This window comes from Geodermatophilus sp. SYSU D00703 (assembly GCF_054050155.1).
On sequence record NZ_JBJGYU010000041.1, the window covers coordinates 1 to 17,649 of the forward strand.

Genomic DNA, 17,649 nt, shown 5'->3' on the forward strand with positions numbered 1-17,649 from the left:
GGCCGGTGACCTCCCAGAGGTCACCGGCCCGACGCCCTGCCGCCGGTCGCTACGCGATGCGGCGCATGGCGGTGATGCCGCCCATCGAGTCCACGCTGACCACCTTGACCGGCTGGCCCGAGGTGGAGGCGTGCACCATCTGGCCGTTGCCGATGTACATCGCCACGTGGCTGACCGGGCTGTAGTAGAAGATCAGGTCGCCCGGCTGCAGGTCGGCGCGGGAGACCGCGGTCCCCATCGTCGACTGCATCCGGCTGGAGTGCGGCAGGCTGATCCCCGCGGCGGCGTAGGCGTACTGGGTGAGACCCGAGCAGTCGAACGCGTTCGGCCCGCCGGCGCCCCACACGTAGGGGTCACCGACCTGGGCCAGCGCGGTGTCGACGGCGGCCTGGACGGCACCGCTGGCGGCGGGCGCCGGGGCGGCCGCGGCGACGGCCTGGCCGGCGTGGGCGGTGACGACCTCCTGCTGCTGCGGGGCCGACAGCGCCGCGTACTGCGCCTGGTAGTCGGCGATGTCCGCCTCCAGCTGGGCCTGGCGCGCGGTGACGTCGTCCAGGGTGGCCTGCGCGGTGGTCCGGGCGGCGTCGGCCTCCTGCTGGGCCCGCTCGGCCGCGGCCGCACTCTCGGCGACCTCGGCGAGGACGTCGTTCGTGTGGCCGGCGATCGCGTCGAGGGTCGCGAGCGAGGACACGAAGTCCTCGGGCGAGTCGCTGGTCAGGAGCAGGTCCAGCTCGTGCATCCCGTCACCGCTGGTGAAGGCGGTGCGGGCGACCTGGCGGATCTGGCCGTCGAGGGCGCCGAGCTGCTCCCGGGCCGCGGCGGCGGCCTGGTCCGCGGCCTCGACGGCGGCCTGCTGCTGGGCGAGGGCCTCGCGGGCCTCGTTGACCCGCTCGGTGACGACCTCGAGGTCGTGACCGGCCTGCGCGACCAGCTGGGCGGCCTGGGCGGCACTGGTGGCCTGCTCCGGGTCCGCGACGGCGGTCCCCGGCAGGAGGGTCAGGGCGAGGGTCGCGGTGGCGCCCAGGACGAGCCCGCGGCCGAGGCGGTGGGCCGGGGTCGGGCGGCGGAACGCCACGGGGAGGTCGGAGTCGATCTGGTCGAGCGCAGGCCCCAGGGCAGGGCGGGGGGTCGCCACGGTCGGCGGCTCTCCGTTTCTTCCTCAGCAACCGCCTACCGAGTTAGCTGACGGGTTCGGGCTGGGAAGAAGTGCCCTATCTCTGCGCCCCGGCGAGCCGGCGCGTGTGCCCCGGCGGACCGGCGCACGCGAGAACTCACCCCAGTACTGCGGTGGGTCCCCGGTTCCCCCTCGGCGCCGCGGAGGCGCGTCGGGCGATTCGGCGGTGCCCGGCCGAGGCCACCTCTCTGCGGGTGACGACCACCCGGTCGGACCGGCTCACCGTACGGGCGTGATGAAGTTGTGACAAACGGGGCTCCCGAGACTGGGGGGACAGCCACAGGGCGCGGACGCGACACGCCGACGGCCCTTCGGCGGCGTCCACGGCTCCTGTTCGCCCGGGGAACCGGGCCGCCCGGGGACCGGTCACCCGGTGCGCCGGCTCCGCGCGGCCCCACCCGTCCGCTGCCCCGGCCCGCCCTGGTGCCGCAGCGGCGGCACCAGCCCGCCCTCGGCGAGTGCCCGGACGGCGCGGCGCTCCACCTCGTCGAACTCCACCACCACGCCCGGGCCCGGGACGACGCCGCCCCCGGTCGCCTCGGCCCCACGCCGGCCGGTCATCGGCACGACGCTCGGGTCCTCACCCCGCCAGCCCGGCGGTGCCCCCAGCAGCACGGTGACGACGCAGTCGGCGCAGCCGGTGCCGCGCACGGTGCAGGTGTCGCAGTCGATCAACACGGTCCACTCCTCACCCGGCCGACCCCGGTCGCGGAGGCCCTCCATGGCCTCGGTCGGTCCGGGTCCGCACGGTAGGGACGGGCACCGACAGTTCCGTGCGACCGGCGCGACGCCGCCCCGCCGGACGCCACGCGACGGGAGGCCGGGCCCGGTGGTGATCCGGCCGGGACCCGGCGCGCGTCCCCGGGACTGTCACTGGCCCGACCTACCGTCCGGCCGTGCCGTCCTCCCCTCCCCGGCAGGTGCCGCTCTCCCCCGCCCACCTCGCCGGGACGGCCGCGCGAGCCGCGGCGGGCCTCCCGCGCTACGAGCAGGCCACGATCGACGAGCTGGGGACCCCGCTGGCCGAGGTGACCTTCGTCGTGGTCGACCTGGAGACGACCGGGGGCTCCCCGAAGGACAGCGCGATCACCGAGATCGGCGCGGTGCGGGTCCGTGGCGGCGAGGTCCTCGGCGAGTTCCAGACCCTGGTCGACCCGGGCTGCGAGATCCCGCCCTACATCAGCGTGCTGACCGGCATCACCACGACGATGGTCGCGAGCGCACCGCGCATCGGCGCGGTGCTGCCCAGCTTCCTGGAGTTCGCCCGGGGCGCGGTCCTCGTCGCCCACAACGCGCCCTTCGACCTGGGGTTCCTCAAGGCGGCCTGCGCGGAGAGCGGCATGCCGTGGCCCGCGGCGGCGTCGGTCGACACCGCCGTCCTGGCCCGCCGGCTGCTCACCCGCGACGAGGTCCCCAACTGCAAGCTGGCCACGCTCGCGCCGTTCTTCCGCGCCGACGTCGAGCCCTGCCACCGCGCCCTGGCCGACGCCCGCGCGACCGTCGACGTGCTGCACGGCCTCTTCGAGCGGCTGGGCCCCCTGGGGATCACCACGCTGGAGGAGCTCACCACCCTCAGCCGTCAGGTCGACCCGGAGCGGCTGCGCAAGCGGCACCTGGCCGACGGCGTCCCGTCGGGCCCGGGGGTCTACGTGTTCCGGGGGCCGCGGGACGAGCCGCTCTACGTGGGGACGTCGAACGACCTGCGCAGCCGGGTGCGCAGCTACTTCACCGCCGCCGAGCAGCGGAGCCGGATCACCGAGATGGTGGCGCTGGCCCGGCGGGTCGACGCGATCCCCTGCGCGCACGACCTCGAGGCCGCCGTCCGCGAGCTGCGGCTCATCGCCGAGCACAAGCCGCGCTACAACCGGCGCTCCCGGTTCCCGGAACGGGCGCTGTGGGTGCGGCTCACCGAGGAGCCCTTCCCCCGCCTGTCGGTGGTCCGCCGCGTGCGCCCCGGCGCCGGGGTGTTCCTCGGCCCCTTCCCCGACCGGCGGGCCGCGGACGCCGCCGTCGCCGCCATCCACGAGTCCCTGCCGCTGCGGCAGTGCACCGGGCGGCTGTCACCCAAGGTGCTCGGCACCGCGTGCGCGCTGGCCGGGATGGGCCGCTGCGGCGCACCCTGCACCGGGGCCCAGTCGGTCGACGAGTACGCCGCGATCGCCGGCGTGCTGCGCGCCGCGGTCGCGGCCGACCCGGGAGCGCTGCTCGCACCGCTGCTGGCCCGCGTCGATCGGCTCGCCGCGCAGGAGCGCTACGAGGACGCCGCCGTGCTGCGCGACCGCGTGGCGGTGCTGGTGCGGGCGGTGCGCCGGCGGCAACGGCTGGCGTCGCTGGCCGCGGTCGCCGAGCTGGTCCTCGCGCGTCCGGACGGCGAGGGCGGCTGGCAGCTGTCCGTCGTCCGCCGGGGCCGCCTGGTGGCCGCCGGCTGCGCGCCCCGCGGCGCCTCCGTCAAGGCCACCCTGGCCGGGCTGGTGGCCACGGCCGAGACCCCGCTGGGTCCGGACGACGAGCTGGCCGCCTCCGTCGACGAGACCGAGCTGGTGCTGCGCTGGATGGAGAAGCCGGGCAGCCGGCTGGTCCAGGTGTCCGGGACCCTCGCCTGCGCCGCCCCGGGCACCGGCAGCTACACCGCCTTCCTCGATCGCGTGGAAGCCGGCCGCGCCGACCGCGACCCGTTCGCCGACAGCCGGCCGCTGGGGACGCGGGCCCGTCCCGACCGCGTCTCCCCCGCTCCGCGCGGCACCGTCGGGCGGCCCGGGCCCCGGCTAGCATCCCCGGCGTGATCACCGCCATCGTCATGATCGACGCGGCCACCGACTCGATCCCCGAGGTGGCCGAGGCCGTCGCCGACCTCGAGGGCGTCAGCGAGGTCTACTCGGTCGCGGGGGACGTCGACCTCATCGCCGTGGTGCGGGTCCGCGAGTTCGAGCAGGTCGCCGACGTCGTGGCCGGCCGGATCAACAAGGTCCCCGGCGTCCTGGAGACCGACACCCACATCGCGTTCCGCGCCTACTCCCGGCACGACCTCGAAGCGGCCTTCTCCATCGGCTTCGACACCGCCGACTGAACGGCCCCGTCCAGAGGCTCGCCGCGAGCCTGCGAGCGGTGAGGAGGACGGGGTCCTTCGACTATGCGCGCAGCGACCGGCTGACCGCGACCCACCGCTCCAGCTGGGCCTGCGCACGGCCGTCGTCCACCGCCGCCGCGGCCCGCTGCAGCCCACCGGCGAGGACGTCGTGCAGCCGCCCGGCCCGCTCGTCGAAGGACGCCAGCGCGGCGGCGGCGTTGAGCAGCACCGCGTCGCGGACCGGTCCCCGCTCGCCGGCCACCACCCGCCGGAAGACGTCGGCGTTGAAGGCCGGGTCACCGCCGCGCAGGGCCCCCGGCGGCGGGGCCTCGACCCCCAGCGCCGCCGGGTCGAGCCGGTCGGGCTCGACCTCCCCGTCGCGGACCACCCACACCGACGAGGTCGTCGTCGTCGTGAGCTCGTCCAGGCCGTCGTCCCCCCGGAACACCAGGCCGCGCGTGCCCCGGCCGGCCAGGACGGCGGCGAGCACCGGCGCCATGCGCCCGTCGGCGCAGCCGATGGCCGCCGCCACCGGCCGCGCGGGGTTGGCCAGCGGCCCCAGGAAGTTGAAGACCGTCCCGACGCCCATCTCCCGCCGCGGCACCGCGGTGTGCCGGAAGCCGGGGTGGAACACCGGGGCGAAGAAGAAGCCGATCCCGGCCTCGCGCACGCACGCGGCCACCGCCGCCGCCGGGAGGTCGATCACCACCCCGAGCGCCTCGAGGACGTCCGCCGCCCCCGACGAGGACGACGCGGCGCGGTTGCCGTGCTTGGCGACCGGCACCCCGGCGGCCGCGGTGACCACGGCGGCCATCGTGGAGATGTTGACCGTGTGCGCCTGGTCCCCGCCGGTGCCGACGATGTCGACGCACTCCAGGGGGAGGTCCACCGGGGTGGCCCGCTCCAGCATCGTGGCCGACAGCCCGGCGACCTCCTCCGGCGACTCCCCCTTGGCCCGCAGGGCGACGGCGAAGGCGGCGATCTGCGCCGGGGTGGCCTCGCCGGCCATGACCTCGCGCATGGCCCAGGCCGCCTCGTCGGCCGCGAGGTCCTCGCGCGCCAGCAGCCGGGTGAGCAGCGCTGGCCAGGTGGGCGTGCGGGCGGTCACCGGCGTGGAGCCGGCCGGCGCCCCACCCGGTCCCGCAGCAGGCCGGCGACGACGGACGGGGCGGTCAGCGGGTCGACCGGGAACGGCAGTGTGGCGTCGGCCAGCGACCAGTGCGCCAGCCAGCGGTCGGGCTGCCGGGCGATGAGCACGCAGACCGCGGGCCGGTCAGCCACCTCGACGGTCAGCTGCCGGCTCAGCGCCAGCCCACCGGTCGGCTGCGCCTCGCCGTCCAGGATGCAGAGGTCGACGCCCCCGCCGTCCACGCACTCGACGACCTCCTCGCCCGTGGCGCACTCGACCCACGTCACCGGGCCGACGTCGGCCGCCGGCCGGCGTCCCACCGCGGTGCGGACGGCGGCCCGGACCTCGGGCCGGGAGCTGTAGACGAGGACGGTTGCCGGTGCGTCGCTCACGGCCGCAGCCTAGTGGCTGGGCGGACCCCGCCCCGGGACCCCGCGACGCAGGTATCGGGGAGGTCACGGAGGCGCCACACCCGCCACCCGCGGTCGTGGCCCCGCCGGAGGCGATGCCATGATGACCTCGTGACAACGGCTCCCGTGGCGAGCGGCACCTTCGACACCTCCCGGGTGCACTCCCTGACCCGACCGAACATGGTCAGTGTCGGCACGATCATCTGGCTCTCGAGCGAGCTGATGTTCTTCGCCGGGCTGTTCGCCATGTACTTCACCGCGCGTGCCCGGGCCACGGAGGGGTGGCCACCGGAGCCGACGCACCTGAACGTCCCGTACGCGCTGGTGGTCACGCTGATCCTGGTGGCCTCGTCGGTGACCTGCCAGCTCGGGGTGTTCGCCGCCGAACAGGGCAACGTCTACGGCCTGCGCCGCTGGTTCACGATCACCTTCGTCATGGGCCTGATCTTCGTGCTGGGTCAGGGGTACGAGTACATCCAGCTGGTCGAGGAGGGCACCACCATCTCCTCCAGCACCTACGGGTCGGTCTTCTACCTGACCACCGGCTTCCACGGCCTGCACGTGATCGGCGGGCTGATCGCGTTCGTCTACCTGCTCATCCGGTCCACCATGGGCCGCTTCACGCCGGCACAGGCGACCTCGGCCATCGTGGTCTCCTACTACTGGCACTTCGTCGACGTCGTGTGGATCGGGCTGTTCACCACGATCTACTTCATCCGCTAGGAAAACGGTGTCCTCTCTCACTCCGCAGTCCGACGCCCAGCCCGACGCCGAGTCGCCGCGCGGTCGCAGCCGCTGGTCGCGGCGTCCCGCTGACGGCACTCCCGCTGCCGCCGCCCGCGCCCGCCGCCGGTCCAAGCACCGTCGCCGCGTGGTCAACGTCGCCGGCCTCATGGCCGCCCTCGTGCTGACCGGGGCGCTGTACTCGGCGCTGTCCCCGGCCCACGCGAGCGACGAGGGCACCGCCGGCGAGTCCTCGGCGGAGGCCGCCGGTCGCGAGCTGTACGAGCGCAGCTGCATCACCTGCCACGGAGAGAACCTCGAGGGCGTCGAGAACCGCGGGCCCTCGCTGATCGGCGTCGGCGAGGCGGCCGTCTACTTCCAGGTGCACACAGGCCGCATGCCGCTGGTGCGCCAGGAGGCGCAGGCGCCCGACAAGCCGGCCGTCTTCTCCGACGAGGAGATCGACCAGCTGATGGCCTACGTCCAGGCCAACGGCGGCGGCCCCACCCTCCCCTCCGGGGACCTGCGCGACGGAGACCTGGCGCAGGGCGGTGAGCTCTTCCGGCTCAACTGCTCGTCCTGCCACAACTTCGTCGGTGAGGGCGGCGCCCTCTCCTCCGGCAAGCGGGCCCCGAGCCTCAACGACACGACCGACATGGAGCTCTACACGGCGATGCTGACCGGGCCGGAGAACATGCCGGTCTTCGGGGACAACCAGCTCACGCCGGAGGAGAAGCGGTCGATCATCAACTACGTCCAGACCATCAAGGCCCAGGCCGACCCGGGCGGTGCCGGCATCGGCCGGCTCGGCCCCGCGGCCGAGGGCCTGGTCATCTGGGTCGTGGGCATCAGCGTCCTGCTCTTCGGGATCTTCTGGATGGGGAGCAAGGCGTGACCCGGTCCGCGAGCTCCCCAGCGAACACAGTCCAGCGACCGCTGACCCCCGGCCGGGGGCACCACCCGCTTGCGGTGGACAGCGAGGAGGAAGCGTGACCACGCGCGAGACCCGCCCCGGTTCCACCGGCGGCGCGGACGCCCCCGGGCCCCACGTCGGCGGCCCGGACGAGCTCTACACCGCCGAGCAACTCGCGGCGATGCCGCGGGAGGAGCTCGACCGCCTCGGCGCCAGCTACGACGACGTCGAGGTCCTCCACGTCGACCCGGGCCCGGAGCCCGGCTCGCCGGTGGAGCGTCGCGCCGTCCGCCAGGTCGGGCTCTCGTTCGCGCTGGCCGGCGTGGCCGCCTTCCTCTTCGTGGTCGTCTACGTCGGTTCCGGGTGGTTCCTCCCCGACTGGCAGTGGGACATCACCGAGAGCGGCTGGAGCGCGCTGTTCACGCCACTGCTGGGCGCTCTGATGGGCTTGTCGCTCGCGCTGGTCGGCGTCGGCCTCGTGCTCTACACCAAGAAGCTGCTGCCGCACGAGACGGCCGTGCAGGACAAGCACGACGGGTCGCACTTCGACCGGGTCACCACCGCGGCGACCCTCGTCGGCGGTCTGCACAACAGCGGCCTGGCGCGGCGCAAGCTGATCAGCCGATCGCTGCTGTTCATGGGCGGCGGCCTCGGCCTGATGCTGCTCATGCCGCTGGGCGGCCTGATCAAGAACCCGAACACCGGCAACCCGCTGGGCACCACCAGCTGGGCGCCCGGCGTCCGCCTGGTCCGCGACGACGGCACCCCGGTCCGCCCGGGCGACCAGGAGCCCGGATCGATCGAGACCGTCTTCCCTGCGGTCCCCGGCGGCAACCACGAGTCCGACGCCGCCACGATGCTCTTCCGGCTCCGCCCCGAGCAGGTGGCCGTCGACCAGCCGCGCCCGGGCCAGGCCGGCTTCGGCTACGGCGACTACGTCGCCTATTCGAAGATCTGCACCCACGCCGGCTGCCCTGTCTCCCTGTACGAGCAGGAGACCAGCCGGATCCTCTGCCCCTGCCACCAGTCGCAGTTCGACATCACGCAGGGCGCCAAGCCGGTCTTCGGCCCGGCGACCCGGCCGCTGCCCCAGCTGCCCATCTCGGTCGACGAGGAGGGCTTCTTCGTGGCACGCAGTGACTACATTGAGGCTGTAGGCCCCACCTACTGGAACCGGGAGCGCATCTGATGGCTCGCACCGCCACCGCGCCGGGTGTCCCCACCTCGCGGCTCGGCAAGGCCGCCGTCGAGTTCGACGACCGCCTCATCGTCGCCGGACCGCTGCGCCGGACCCTGAACAAGGTCTTCCCGGACCACTGGTCGTTCCTGCTCGGGGAGATCGCGCTCTACGCGTTCGTCATCCTGCTCCTGACGGGCACGTACCTGACCTTCTTCTTCGATGCCTCCATGCGCGAGGTCGTCTACGAGGGCAGCTACGCGCCGCTGCGGGGCGTGCAGATGTCGGCGGCTTACGAGTCCACGCTGGGCCTGTCGTTCGACGTGCGCGGCGGGCTCTTCATCCGCCAGATGCACCACTGGGCGGCGCTGCTGTTCGTGGCCGCGATCGTGGTCCACCTGCTGCGCATCTTCTTCACCGGCGCCTTCCGCCGGCCGCGCGAGACCAACTGGCTCATCGGTGTCGTGCTGCTGATCCTGGCCATCGGCGAGGGCTTCGCCGGCTACTCGATCCCCGACGACCTGCTCTCGGGCACCGGCCTGCGGATCATGTCGGCGATCATCCTGTCGATCCCCGTCGTCGGCACCTGGGTGCACTGGGCGGTCTTCAACGGCGACTACGTCGGCGAGTTCATCGTCGGGCGGCTCTACATCGCCCACGTGCTGCTGATCCCGGCGATCATGCTCGCGCTCATCGCCGTCCACCTGCTGGTCCTGGTCAAGCAGAAGCACACCCAGTTCCCCGGCCCCGGCCGCACCGAGCACAACGTGGTCGGCAACCGGCTCTTCCCGACCTTCGCGGGCAAGGCCACCGGCCTGTTCTTCATCGTGTTCGCCGTCTGCGCCGCTCTCGGCGGGCTCGTGCAGATCAACCCGGTGTGGCTGTGGGGTCCGTACAACCCGGCCCAGGTGTCCTCGGCGTCCCAGCCCGACTGGTACGTCATGTTCCTGGACGGGACGTCGCGTCTGTTCCCCGCGTGGGACCTCAACCTCCCCGGGGACTACACGATCCCGGCGCTGTTCTGGCCGACGGTCGTCGTGGCGGGCCTGATCTTCACCGTCCTCGCGCTCTACCCGATGATCGAGCGCAAGCTGACCGGTGACACCGCGTCCCACCACCTGCTCCAGCGCCCCCGCGACGTCCCCGTGCGCACCTCGCTGGGCGTCATGGCGATCGTGTTCTACGTGGTGCTGCTGCTCTCGGGTGGCAACGACGTCATCGCCGACAAGTTCGACATCAGCCTGAACGCGATGACGTGGGCCGGCCGCATCGGGATCATCATCCTGCCGCCGATCGCCTACGTCCTCACCTACCGCATCTGCCTCGGCCTGCAGAAGCACGACCGCGAGGTGCTCGAGCACGGCATCGAGACGGGCGTCATCCGGCGGCTGCCGCACGGTGAGTTCATCGAGGTGCACCAGCCGCTGGGTCCGGTCGACGAGCACGGCCACGGCCTGCTGGCCTACGGTGGCGCGCCCGTGCCGAAGCGGATGAACCAGGTCGGCGGCGCCCGCCGGGCCATCCGCGGCTTCTTCCGCCCGATCGAGGAGCCGGCCCAGGTCGAGCTCGAGCAGCGGCACGAGGAGCACGGTCTGGCCGCTGCGGAGGCCGACCGCGAGCTCACCGCCTCCGGGCGCCCCTCCGAGGGCGGCCGGCCACAGGAGCCGCGGGACTGACCGCACCGCACCACCACGAGGGGCCCCGACGGGATCGTCCGTCAGGGCCCCTCGCGTTCTCGGGGTCGGTGGACGGTCACGGCCCCGGTCGCAGGCCGCCGTCCCGGTCCTCGTCGCCCCTGCGGGCTGCCGCCGGAGCGGCTGAGAGCCTCCCTGCCGCCGGCGTCCGTCGGGAGACCACGGGGGCCTCCCCCGGTGCTACGCCGTCCACGGGCCACGAGGACGCCCCGCCGCACCGGGAGCGCGACGTGACGACGGGACGCCGGCGCCCCCGCGGCCGTGCCCGCCCGCGACCGGCCTCGAGCGCTCCCCACTGGGCCAGGCCGACCCCGTAGGGCTTCCCACGGGGCCCACACCGGCCCCAGGGACCCTCCCGGGGGCTGAGCCGGGTGCCAGGCCCACCGGCCGCGCGGGGGCCTGCCGTCGGGGTCGGCTCCGCGCACCTGTCCCGCCGCGCCGGGCCGCTCGTCCGGCCGACGGCGGTGCTCGCCGTGGCCCCCGACGGGCGGCGTGGCAGGGGACGTCCCGGGACGGACGGCGGAGGCCGCGGCCGCCGGCGGTGCATGCGCGGCGGCCGCCTCGGTACCAGGGCACACCAACGACGAGGGCCCCTCCCCGCAGAAGCGGAGAGGGGCCCTCGTCGACGAGCCGGAGCGCGTCAGCCGTGGGCGTTCTGCCCCACGTAGTACTCGAACAGCAGCCCGCCGATGGTGATCAGCAGCGCGGCCGCCGCGATGGCGATGAGCCAGGCGTAGAAGAAGGCCAGGGCCACGCCCATCAGGCCGGCCGACAACGCGATGCCGAACGGCCAGTAGCTGCTGGGGCTGAAGAAGCCCAGCTCCCCGGCGCCGTCGGCGATGTCGGCGTCCTTGCGGTCCTCCGGTCGTGCGTCGATGCGGCGCGAGACGAACCAGAAGAAGCCGCCGATGAGGAAGGTCAGGCCACCGGAGAGCACGAGCGCCGTGGTGCCGATCGGCTCCCGGGCCCAGAAGCCGTAGACGATCGCGGTCGCGATGCAGAAGACCCCGATGCCGTTGAAGATGAGCGCTTCGACCTTCACGGTCGTCCCTCCTGCTGAGTGGTGGAACCCGGGCGGAGACGCACGTCAGCCATCGGCCTGCTGCGGGTCGCTGACGGTGTCCCAGGCGGAGGTCGTCTGGGCCTCACCCGGCTGACCGATGCTCTCCAGCGCGTCGAAGGTGCTCAGCCCCGACTCGCGGGCGGCGAGGTAGGCGTCGTAGTCCGCCGGCGAGACGGCTCGCACCTCGAAGTTCATGTAGGCGTGGTAGGTCCCGCAGAGCTCCGCGCAGCGCCCGACGAACGCGCCCTCCTCGCGGATGGTCACCTCGAAGACGTTGTCGCGGCCGTTCTCGTTGCCCGGGATGACGTCGAGCTTGAAGAGGAACTCCGGCACCCAGAACGAGTGGATGACGTCGGCCGAGGCGACCTCGAACCGGATGGTCTCGTCGGTCGGGAGCACGAGGATCGGGATCTCGTCCGTGCTGCCCACGGTGTTGACCGGCTCGCCGTCGGCCCCGGTGGTCTCGGGGTAGACGAACTGCCAGTTCCACTTGAACGCGTTGACCGCGATCGTGACGTCGGGGTCGGCGCTGCGCTCCTGCACCCGGTTCTGCGTCACGACGGTGAAGAAGAACAACCCGGCGATGATGAGGAACGGGATGATCGTGTAGACGATCTCCAGCGGCAGGTTGTACGCCGTCTGCTTGGGGAGTTCGTCGCCGCGCTTCCGGTGCCGCACGACCGACCAGAGGATGAGCGCCCACACGCCGATGCCGATGAGCAGCGCCGCGATGACCGACCAGATCCACAGGTTGCGCATCTCGACGGCCTCGTCGGTGACGCCGTTGGGCCACCCCCAGCGCCAGAACTCGTTGTTGGGCGTGCACCCGGTGAGGGCGACCACCCCCAGGAGACCGAGCGCGGCGCCCCGCGCGAGCCTGCTGCCTCGAGCCACTGCTCGCTGCCTCCTCGTTCCCCGCCCCGACTCCCGGGACGGTCTCTCCCGGCGCGCCGTCCACCGGTACGCGGCGGACGGCTCCTGTGCCGACCACAGTCTGCGGCGAGACTAGCCGACCCCGCACGGCGGCCGACCACCGGCGACGGAGTCCCGGCGGGTCGCGCCGCCCCGGGGCCGGACGGCGGTGCCGCGGGCTCCTCGCCGCACCAGTGCCACGGCGGTGAGCCCCCTCACCGCCGGGCCCGCGACGACGGGCCCGGCGGTTACAGTCGAAGCCGTGTGGACCCGGTTGCTGACCCCCAAGTGGGTGCTCATGCACCTGCTGGTGGCCGCACTCTTCGTGGCCACCTTCTTCCTCGGTTACTGGCAGCTGTCCAAGGCCGAGGCCGGCGGCGGCGCGGTGAACTGGAGCTATGCCCTGCAGTGGCCGCTGTACGGGTTCATGGGGCTGATCTTCTACATCCGCATGGTCCGGGACGAGCTGCGGCGCGACCCGGACGAGGACGAGCCGGGCAACTCGCTGGTCCTCTACCAGCGGCCCCGGATCGACACGACCGGCGACCCCGAGCTGGCGGCGTACAACGCCTACCTCGCCGAGCTGAACGAGAAGGCGCTGGGCCGGCGGGGCACCGATGGCCGCTGAGCACACCGAGGCCCGCAGTCAGCTCCCCCGCGCCCTGGCCCGCCGCGTCGGGCAGGGCGTCCCGGCCGCGCTCCTCCGGTACCGGGTGATGGCCTGGATCGTCGGTCTGCTGTTGATCGCCCTGATCCTGGTCGCGGTGCCCATCAAGTACCTCGGCGGCGTCGACGAGCCGGTCGCCGTCATCGGGACGCTGCACGGCTGGCTCTACGCCATCTTCTTCGTGACCGCCTGCGACCTGGCCCTGCGCGCCCGCTGGACGCTCAAGGGCTCGGTGGTCGTGCTGGTGGCGGGCACCGTCCCGATCCTGTCCTTCGTCGCCGAGCGGATCGCCACCCGCAAGACCCGCGCCGGCGAGCGCGTCTGACCCCGTCCCGGCCGTGCGGCCGGGACTCGAGCCGACCCCCGGAGACCTGCGCCTCATGTGCGGCCTGCTGGCCTACCTGTCCACCGACGCCGACCGGGTCGGCGAGTCCCACGTGCAGGGCGTCCAGGACGCCCTGCACTGCCTGCACCACCGCGGGCCCGACGACACCGCGGTGTGGTCGGACGCCCGCGTGGTGCTCGGCTTCAACCGGCTGTCGATCATCGACCTCGAGGGCAGCCCGCAGCCGCTCCCCTACGCCGGTGACCGCTACCGCATCCTGTTCAACGGCGAGATCTACAACTACGTCGAGCTGCGCGAGGAGCTCGCCGCCGCCGGCGCGGAGCTCACCACGCACGGCGACACCGAGACGATCGTCGCCGGCTACCACCTGTGGGGTCAGGACGTCGTCCGCCGGCTGCGCGGCATGTTCGCCTTCGTCATCTGGGACACCCACACCCGGACGGCGTTCGGTGCGCGCGACCCCTTCGGCATCAAGCCGCTGTTCACCGCCCGGCTGGCCGACGGTGGGCTGGTCTTCAGCTCGGAGAAGAAGGCCGTCCTGGAGATGCTCGGCGGCAGCGAGGCCGCCGGCGGCGTGGACCCCGCCTCGCTGCAGCACTACCTGACGCTGCAGTACGTGCCGGAGCCGGCCACGCTGCACCGCGGCATCCGCCGGATCGAGAGCGGCACCAGCTTCACCGTCGTGGACGGCGAGCTGCACACCAGCCGCTACTTCCACCCGACCTTCCGGCCGCAGCCGGTGCCGGCCGGGCGCGAGCAGGAGCTCTACGACCGCATCGCCGAGGCGCTCGACGAGTCGGTGGCCAAGCACATGCGCGCCGACGTCACGGTGGGCTCCTTCCTCTCCAGCGGCATCGACTCCACCGCGATCGCGGCGCTGGCCCACCGCTACAACCCCGACCTGCTCACCTTCACCGTCGGCTTCGAGCGCGAGTCGACGTCCGAGGTGGACATCGCCGCCGAGTCCGCGGCCACCCTCGGCGTGAAGCACGTCCCGGTGGTCATCGACGCCGAGCAGTTCGCCGCCGCCATCCCCGAGGTGGTCTGGTACCTCGACGACCCGGTCGCCGACCCCGCGCTCGTGCCGCTGTACTTCGTGGCCCGCGAGGCCCGCAAGCACGTCAAGGTGGTGCTCTCCGGCGAGGGCGCCGACGAGCTGTTCGGCGGCTACACGATCTACCGGGAGCCGCTGAGCCTGGCCTGGGCCGAGCGGCTGCCGCAGTCCGCCAAGCGGGCGATGGCCGGCCTCTCCGGGCGGCTGCCCGAGGGGATGCGCGGCAAGGACCTGCTGCGGCGGGCCTCGATCCCGCTGGAGGAGCGCTACTACGGCAACGCGCGGAACTTCTCCCCCGCGGAGCTGTCCGCGCTGATGCGGGGCCACGACGCGGACCTGTCCCACGTCACCGTCACCGAGGACCTCTACCGGCAGACCCGCGAGGCCGGATACGACGACGTGACGGCCATGCAGTACGTGGACCTGTTCACCTGGCTGCGCGGGGACATCCTGGTCAAGGCGGACAAGATGACCATGGCCAACTCCCTCGAGCTGCGGGTGCCCTTCCTCGATCCCGAGGTGTTCGCCCTGGCCAGCACCATCCCGCTGGACCAGCGGGTGCCGCGCAACGGCTCCGGGAACCGTGCGGGGGCCACCAAGTACGCGCTGCGCCGCGCGATGGAGCAGATCGTGCCGCCGTCCATCCTGCACCGGCGCAAGCTCGGCTTCCCGGTGCCGACGGCGGACTTCCTGGCCGGCCCCCTGCACGAGTGGGCGCGGGACGTCGTCGGCGACAGCCAGACCGACCAGTGGCTCGACCGGGGCCACGTCCTCGGGCTGCTCGACCGGCTGGGCGAGGCCGAGGTGCCCAGCAAGCGCACCGCCCGCCAGGTGTGGGAGGTGCTGGTCTTCATGGTCTGGCACGGGATCTTCGTCGAGGAGCGCATCCGCCCGGAGATCCCCGAGACCGTCTACCCGGTCAAGCTGTAAGGCGACGCCCGGCGGCGCCGCGACGTGGGGCCCGGAGGGTCCCCGGCGCGGAGCCGCGGACGCACTCGCCGGCGCGGGGGACGGCCCCTGGCCGTGGTGCGGTCCGGAAGACCGCGAGAGAGACGGTGCCCGGTCCCTCGAGAGGGACCGGGCACCGTCGCGTTCCCGGCGCTACGCCGCGCTCAGTGGAAGCTGTCGCCGCAGGCGCAGGAGCCCTGCGCGTTCGGGTTGTCGATCGTGAAGCCCTGCTTCTCGATCGTGTCGACGAAGTCGATCACCGCACCGCCGAGGTACGGACCGCTCATCCGGTCGACGATGACCTCGACACCGTTGAACTCGTAGGTCTGGTCGCCGTCGAGGAAGCGCTCGTCGAAGAAGAGCTGGTAGCGCAGGCCGGAGCAGCCGCCGGGCTGGACGGCGATGCGCAGCCGCAGGTCGTCGCGGCCCTCCTGGTCCAGCAGCGCCTTGACCTTCGCGGCGGCGGGGTCGCTCAGGATCACGCCGGTCGCTGCGGTGTCCTGCACCGTCATGTTGGTTGTCCTCCCACGTTCGAGGGTGCCTGCTGCGGCACGTCCTGCAGCAGGTCAACACCGCCGGAGCGGAGCGTCTTCCCACTGTACGGCGCAGGGACCGGCGCGGGCCGGGAGCGGGCGAGGTCACACGTAGACTCAGGGGCGTGAAGTTCCGCCTGCCCGGGCGCAAGGACCGCGCCGAGACCGCGCCAGCCGCCGACGCCGACCTGACCGCCCAGCTGGTGAAGGCCTCCGGCAAGGGCCGGCCCACGCCCAAGCGCAGCGAGGCCCAGGGACGCCGTCCCGGCCCTCCCCCGCCGCCTCCCACCACGCGCAAGGAGGCCTACAAGCGCATGCGCGAGCAGCAGGCCTCCCAGCGCACCGCCGCGCGAGCCGGTGCGCTGCGCGGCGACGACAGCTACCTGCCCGCCCGGGACCGCGGGCCGGTGCGCAAGCTCGTGCGCGACGTCGTCGACGCCCGGCGCAACGCCGGCAGCTTCTTCCTCGTCGTGGCCGCACTGGTGCTCGTGGGCTACTTCATCCCCAGCCCCGCGGTGCAGAGCTACACGGTGTTCGTGTGGTTCCTCTTCTTCCTGGTGATCATCGTCGACTCGGTCTTCCTCGGCCGGCGGATCAAGAAGAAGGTGCTCGAGCGCTTCCCGAACCAGGACCACAGGATGCGCGGGCTGGTCTGGTACGGCGTCAGCCGGGCCACGATGATCCGCCGCTGGCGGTTCCCGAAGCCCGACGTGGCCCTGGGCGCCGAGGTCTGACGGCCCCCGGCCACCAGAAGGACCCCGTCCTCCTCACCGCTCGCAGGCTCGGCGAGCCTCTGGACGGGGCCGCCCGGGACGGGGTCGCTAGCGTCGGGGCCCGTGGAATTCCGACGACTGGGCCGTTCCGGCCTCACCATCTCCGCGATCGCCTACGGCAACTGGCTGACCCACGGCGGCCAGGTCGAGGAGGACGCCGCGCACGCCTGCGTGCGGGCCGCCCTCGACGCCGGCATCACCACGTTCGACACCGCCGACGTCTACGCCGGCACCCGCGCCGAGTCGGTCCTCGGCCGGGCGCTGGCCGGGCAGCGCCGCGAGGGCCTGGAGGTCTTCACCAAGGTCTACTGGCCCACGGGCCCCGGCCAGAACGACCGCGGCCTGGGCCGCAAGCACGTCGTGGAGAGCTGCCACGCGTCCCTGCGCCGCCTGCAGACCGACTACGTCGACCTCTACCAGGCGCACCGGTACGACCCCACGGTGCCGCTGGAGGAGACGATGACCGCCTTCGCCGACCTGGTGCGGGCGGGCAAGGTGCTCTACATCGGCGTCTCGGAGTGGCGCGCCGACGAGATCGCCGCCGGCGCCGCCCTGGCCCGCGACCTCGGCGTCCAGCTCATCAGCAACCAGCCGCAGTACTCGATGCTGTGGCGGGTCATCGAGGACGAGGTCGTCCCCACCTCCGAGAAGGAGGGGCTGTCCCAGGTCGTGTGGTCGCCGCTGGCCCAGGGCGTGCTCACCGGCAAGTACCTGCCCGGCCGGCAGCCCCCGGCCGACAGCCGCGGCGGGCACGCGGACGCCGGCGGGTCCATGCAGCGGTTCCTGCGGGACGACGTCCTCACCGCCGTGCAGGGGCTGAGGCCCATCGCCGAGGACCTGGGGCTGTCCATGGCGCAGCTCGCGGTCGCCTGGGTGCTGCAGAACGAGAACGTGGCCGCGGCGATCATCGGCGCCACGCGACCGGAGCAGGTGCAGGACAACGTCCGGGCCGCCGGGGTGCGGCTGGACGCCGACGTCCTGGCACGGATCGACGAGGTGCTCGGCGACGTCGTCGAGCGCGACCCGGCGAGGACCGCCCGCGGCTGAGCCGCCTGCGGAGTGGGAG

Annotated in this window: 18 protein-coding genes and 1 riboswitch; of the genes, 11 read left to right on the top strand and 7 right to left on the bottom strand. The window is 73.3% G+C overall.

Going from position 1 to position 17,649, the window contains the following annotated elements; translation table 11 throughout:
* Nucleotides 1–49 precede the first annotated feature (49 nt).
* Complete coding sequence (locus ACI782_RS23360; protein ID WP_456912501.1) at nucleotides 50–1,135, bottom strand: NlpC/P60 family protein; 1,086 nt, start codon at nucleotides 1,133–1,135, stop codon at nucleotides 50–52.
* A 16-nt stretch (nucleotides 1,136–1,151) separates the two neighbouring features.
* Nucleotides 1,152–1,322, bottom strand: a riboswitch (cyclic di-AMP (ydaO/yuaA leader).
* A gap of 218 nt (nucleotides 1,323–1,540) precedes the next feature.
* The gene (locus ACI782_RS23365; protein WP_456912502.1) at nucleotides 1,541–1,852 is read right to left on the bottom strand and encodes a hypothetical protein; all 312 of its coding nucleotides are present in this window, start codon (nucleotides 1,850–1,852) and stop codon (nucleotides 1,541–1,543) included.
* A gap of 218 nt (nucleotides 1,853–2,070) precedes the next feature.
* Between ACI782_RS23365 and ACI782_RS23370 the strand changes: the two genes are divergently transcribed.
* Both ACI782_RS23370 and ACI782_RS23375 read left to right on the top strand, forming a co-directional pair.
* Complete coding sequence (locus ACI782_RS23370) at nucleotides 2,071–3,957, top strand: DEDD exonuclease domain-containing protein (RefSeq protein WP_456912503.1); 1,887 nt, start codon at nucleotides 2,071–2,073, stop codon at nucleotides 3,955–3,957.
* Entirely contained in the window at nucleotides 3,954–4,241 is a 288-nt protein-coding gene (locus tag ACI782_RS23375; protein ID WP_456912504.1) for an Lrp/AsnC family transcriptional regulator, read from the top strand. Before ACI782_RS23370 ends, ACI782_RS23375 begins: the two co-directional genes overlap by 4 nt.
* A 61-nt stretch (nucleotides 4,242–4,302) precedes the next feature.
* Here ACI782_RS23375 and trpD read toward each other — a convergent pair whose 3' ends face one another.
* Nucleotides 4,303–5,349 (bottom strand): anthranilate phosphoribosyltransferase, encoded by a 1,047-nt coding sequence (gene trpD / locus ACI782_RS23380; RefSeq protein ID WP_456912505.1) that lies wholly within the window; start codon nucleotides 5,347–5,349, stop codon nucleotides 4,303–4,305.
* The gene (locus tag ACI782_RS23385) at nucleotides 5,346–5,762 is read right to left on the bottom strand and encodes a hypothetical protein (RefSeq protein ID WP_456912506.1); all 417 of its coding nucleotides are present in this window, start codon (nucleotides 5,760–5,762) and stop codon (nucleotides 5,346–5,348) included. The genes trpD and ACI782_RS23385 overlap by 4 nt, the downstream gene beginning before the upstream one ends.
* Nucleotides 5,763–5,891: 129 nt before the next feature.
* On the opposite strand from ACI782_RS23385, the gene ctaE reads away from it, so the two are divergent.
* From ctaE to qcrB, 4 genes are all read left to right on the top strand, one after another.
* The gene (ctaE, locus tag ACI782_RS23390; protein WP_456912507.1) at nucleotides 5,892–6,503 is read left to right on the top strand and encodes an aa3-type cytochrome oxidase subunit III; all 612 of its coding nucleotides are present in this window, start codon (nucleotides 5,892–5,894) and stop codon (nucleotides 6,501–6,503) included.
* A 7-nt stretch (nucleotides 6,504–6,510) separates the two neighbouring features.
* Nucleotides 6,511–7,398 (top strand): cytochrome bc1 complex diheme cytochrome c subunit, encoded by an 888-nt coding sequence (gene qcrC / locus ACI782_RS23395; protein ID WP_456912508.1) that lies wholly within the window; start codon nucleotides 6,511–6,513, stop codon nucleotides 7,396–7,398.
* A 94-nt stretch (nucleotides 7,399–7,492) separates the two neighbouring features.
* Nucleotides 7,493–8,605 carry a cytochrome bc1 complex Rieske iron-sulfur subunit gene (gene qcrA / locus ACI782_RS23400; RefSeq protein WP_456912509.1) on the top strand — a complete coding sequence of 371 codons (1,113 nt, stop codon included), beginning with the start codon at nucleotides 7,493–7,495 and terminating at the stop codon, nucleotides 8,603–8,605.
* Nucleotides 8,605–10,269 carry a cytochrome bc1 complex cytochrome b subunit gene (qcrB, locus tag ACI782_RS23405; RefSeq protein ID WP_456912510.1) on the top strand — a complete coding sequence of 555 codons (1,665 nt, stop codon included), beginning with the start codon at nucleotides 8,605–8,607 and terminating at the stop codon, nucleotides 10,267–10,269. Before qcrA ends, qcrB begins: the two co-directional genes overlap by 1 nt.
* A 658-nt stretch (nucleotides 10,270–10,927) precedes the next feature.
* Here qcrB and ACI782_RS23410 read toward each other — a convergent pair.
* Nucleotides 10,928–11,329 carry a cytochrome c oxidase subunit 4 gene (locus ACI782_RS23410; protein WP_456912511.1) on the bottom strand — a complete coding sequence of 134 codons (402 nt, stop codon included), beginning with the start codon at nucleotides 11,327–11,329 and terminating at the stop codon, nucleotides 10,928–10,930.
* Between the two features lie 45 nt (nucleotides 11,330–11,374).
* Nucleotides 11,375–12,244: an aa3-type cytochrome oxidase subunit II gene (ctaC, locus tag ACI782_RS23415; RefSeq protein ID WP_456912512.1), complete on the bottom strand. Its 870-nt coding sequence runs from the start codon at nucleotides 12,242–12,244 to the stop codon at nucleotides 11,375–11,377.
* 280 nt (nucleotides 12,245–12,524) lie between these two features.
* Between ctaC and ACI782_RS23420 the strand changes: the two genes are divergently transcribed.
* The 3 genes from ACI782_RS23420 to asnB are packed head-to-tail and all read left to right on the top strand — an operon-like array spanning nucleotide 12,525 to nucleotide 15,259.
* Nucleotides 12,525–12,890, top strand: a complete 366-nt coding sequence (locus ACI782_RS23420) for a metalloprotease (RefSeq protein WP_456912513.1) — start codon at nucleotides 12,525–12,527, stop codon at nucleotides 12,888–12,890.
* Nucleotides 12,880–13,254 carry a DUF3817 domain-containing protein gene (locus tag ACI782_RS23425; protein ID WP_456912514.1) on the top strand — a complete coding sequence of 125 codons (375 nt, stop codon included), beginning with the start codon at nucleotides 12,880–12,882 and terminating at the stop codon, nucleotides 13,252–13,254. The genes ACI782_RS23420 and ACI782_RS23425 overlap by 11 nt, the downstream gene beginning before the upstream one ends.
* A gap of 13 nt (nucleotides 13,255–13,267) precedes the next feature.
* Nucleotides 13,268–15,259: an asparagine synthase (glutamine-hydrolyzing) gene (gene asnB, locus ACI782_RS23430; RefSeq protein WP_456912515.1), complete on the top strand. Its 1,992-nt coding sequence runs from the start codon at nucleotides 13,268–13,270 to the stop codon at nucleotides 15,257–15,259.
* A gap of 182 nt (nucleotides 15,260–15,441) precedes the next feature.
* Here the strand turns inward: asnB and ACI782_RS23435 are convergent, their stop codons facing one another.
* Nucleotides 15,442–15,789 carry a HesB/IscA family protein gene (locus ACI782_RS23435; protein WP_456912516.1) on the bottom strand — a complete coding sequence of 116 codons (348 nt, stop codon included), beginning with the start codon at nucleotides 15,787–15,789 and terminating at the stop codon, nucleotides 15,442–15,444.
* Nucleotides 15,790–15,935: 146 nt separating this feature from the next.
* Here ACI782_RS23435 and ACI782_RS23440 point away from each other — a divergent pair, with 146 nt between their 5' ends.
* Together ACI782_RS23440 and ACI782_RS23445 are read left to right on the top strand one after the other, a co-directional pair.
* On the top strand, nucleotides 15,936–16,544 hold the full coding sequence (locus tag ACI782_RS23440; protein ID WP_456912517.1) for a DUF3043 domain-containing protein: 609 nt from the start codon (nucleotides 15,936–15,938) through the stop codon (nucleotides 16,542–16,544).
* A gap of 102 nt (nucleotides 16,545–16,646) precedes the next feature.
* A complete protein-coding gene (locus tag ACI782_RS23445) occupies nucleotides 16,647–17,630 on the top strand; it encodes an aldo/keto reductase family protein (protein ID WP_456912518.1) in 984 nt (327 codons plus the stop codon).
* The last annotated feature ends 19 nt before the right edge of the window (nucleotides 17,631–17,649 follow it).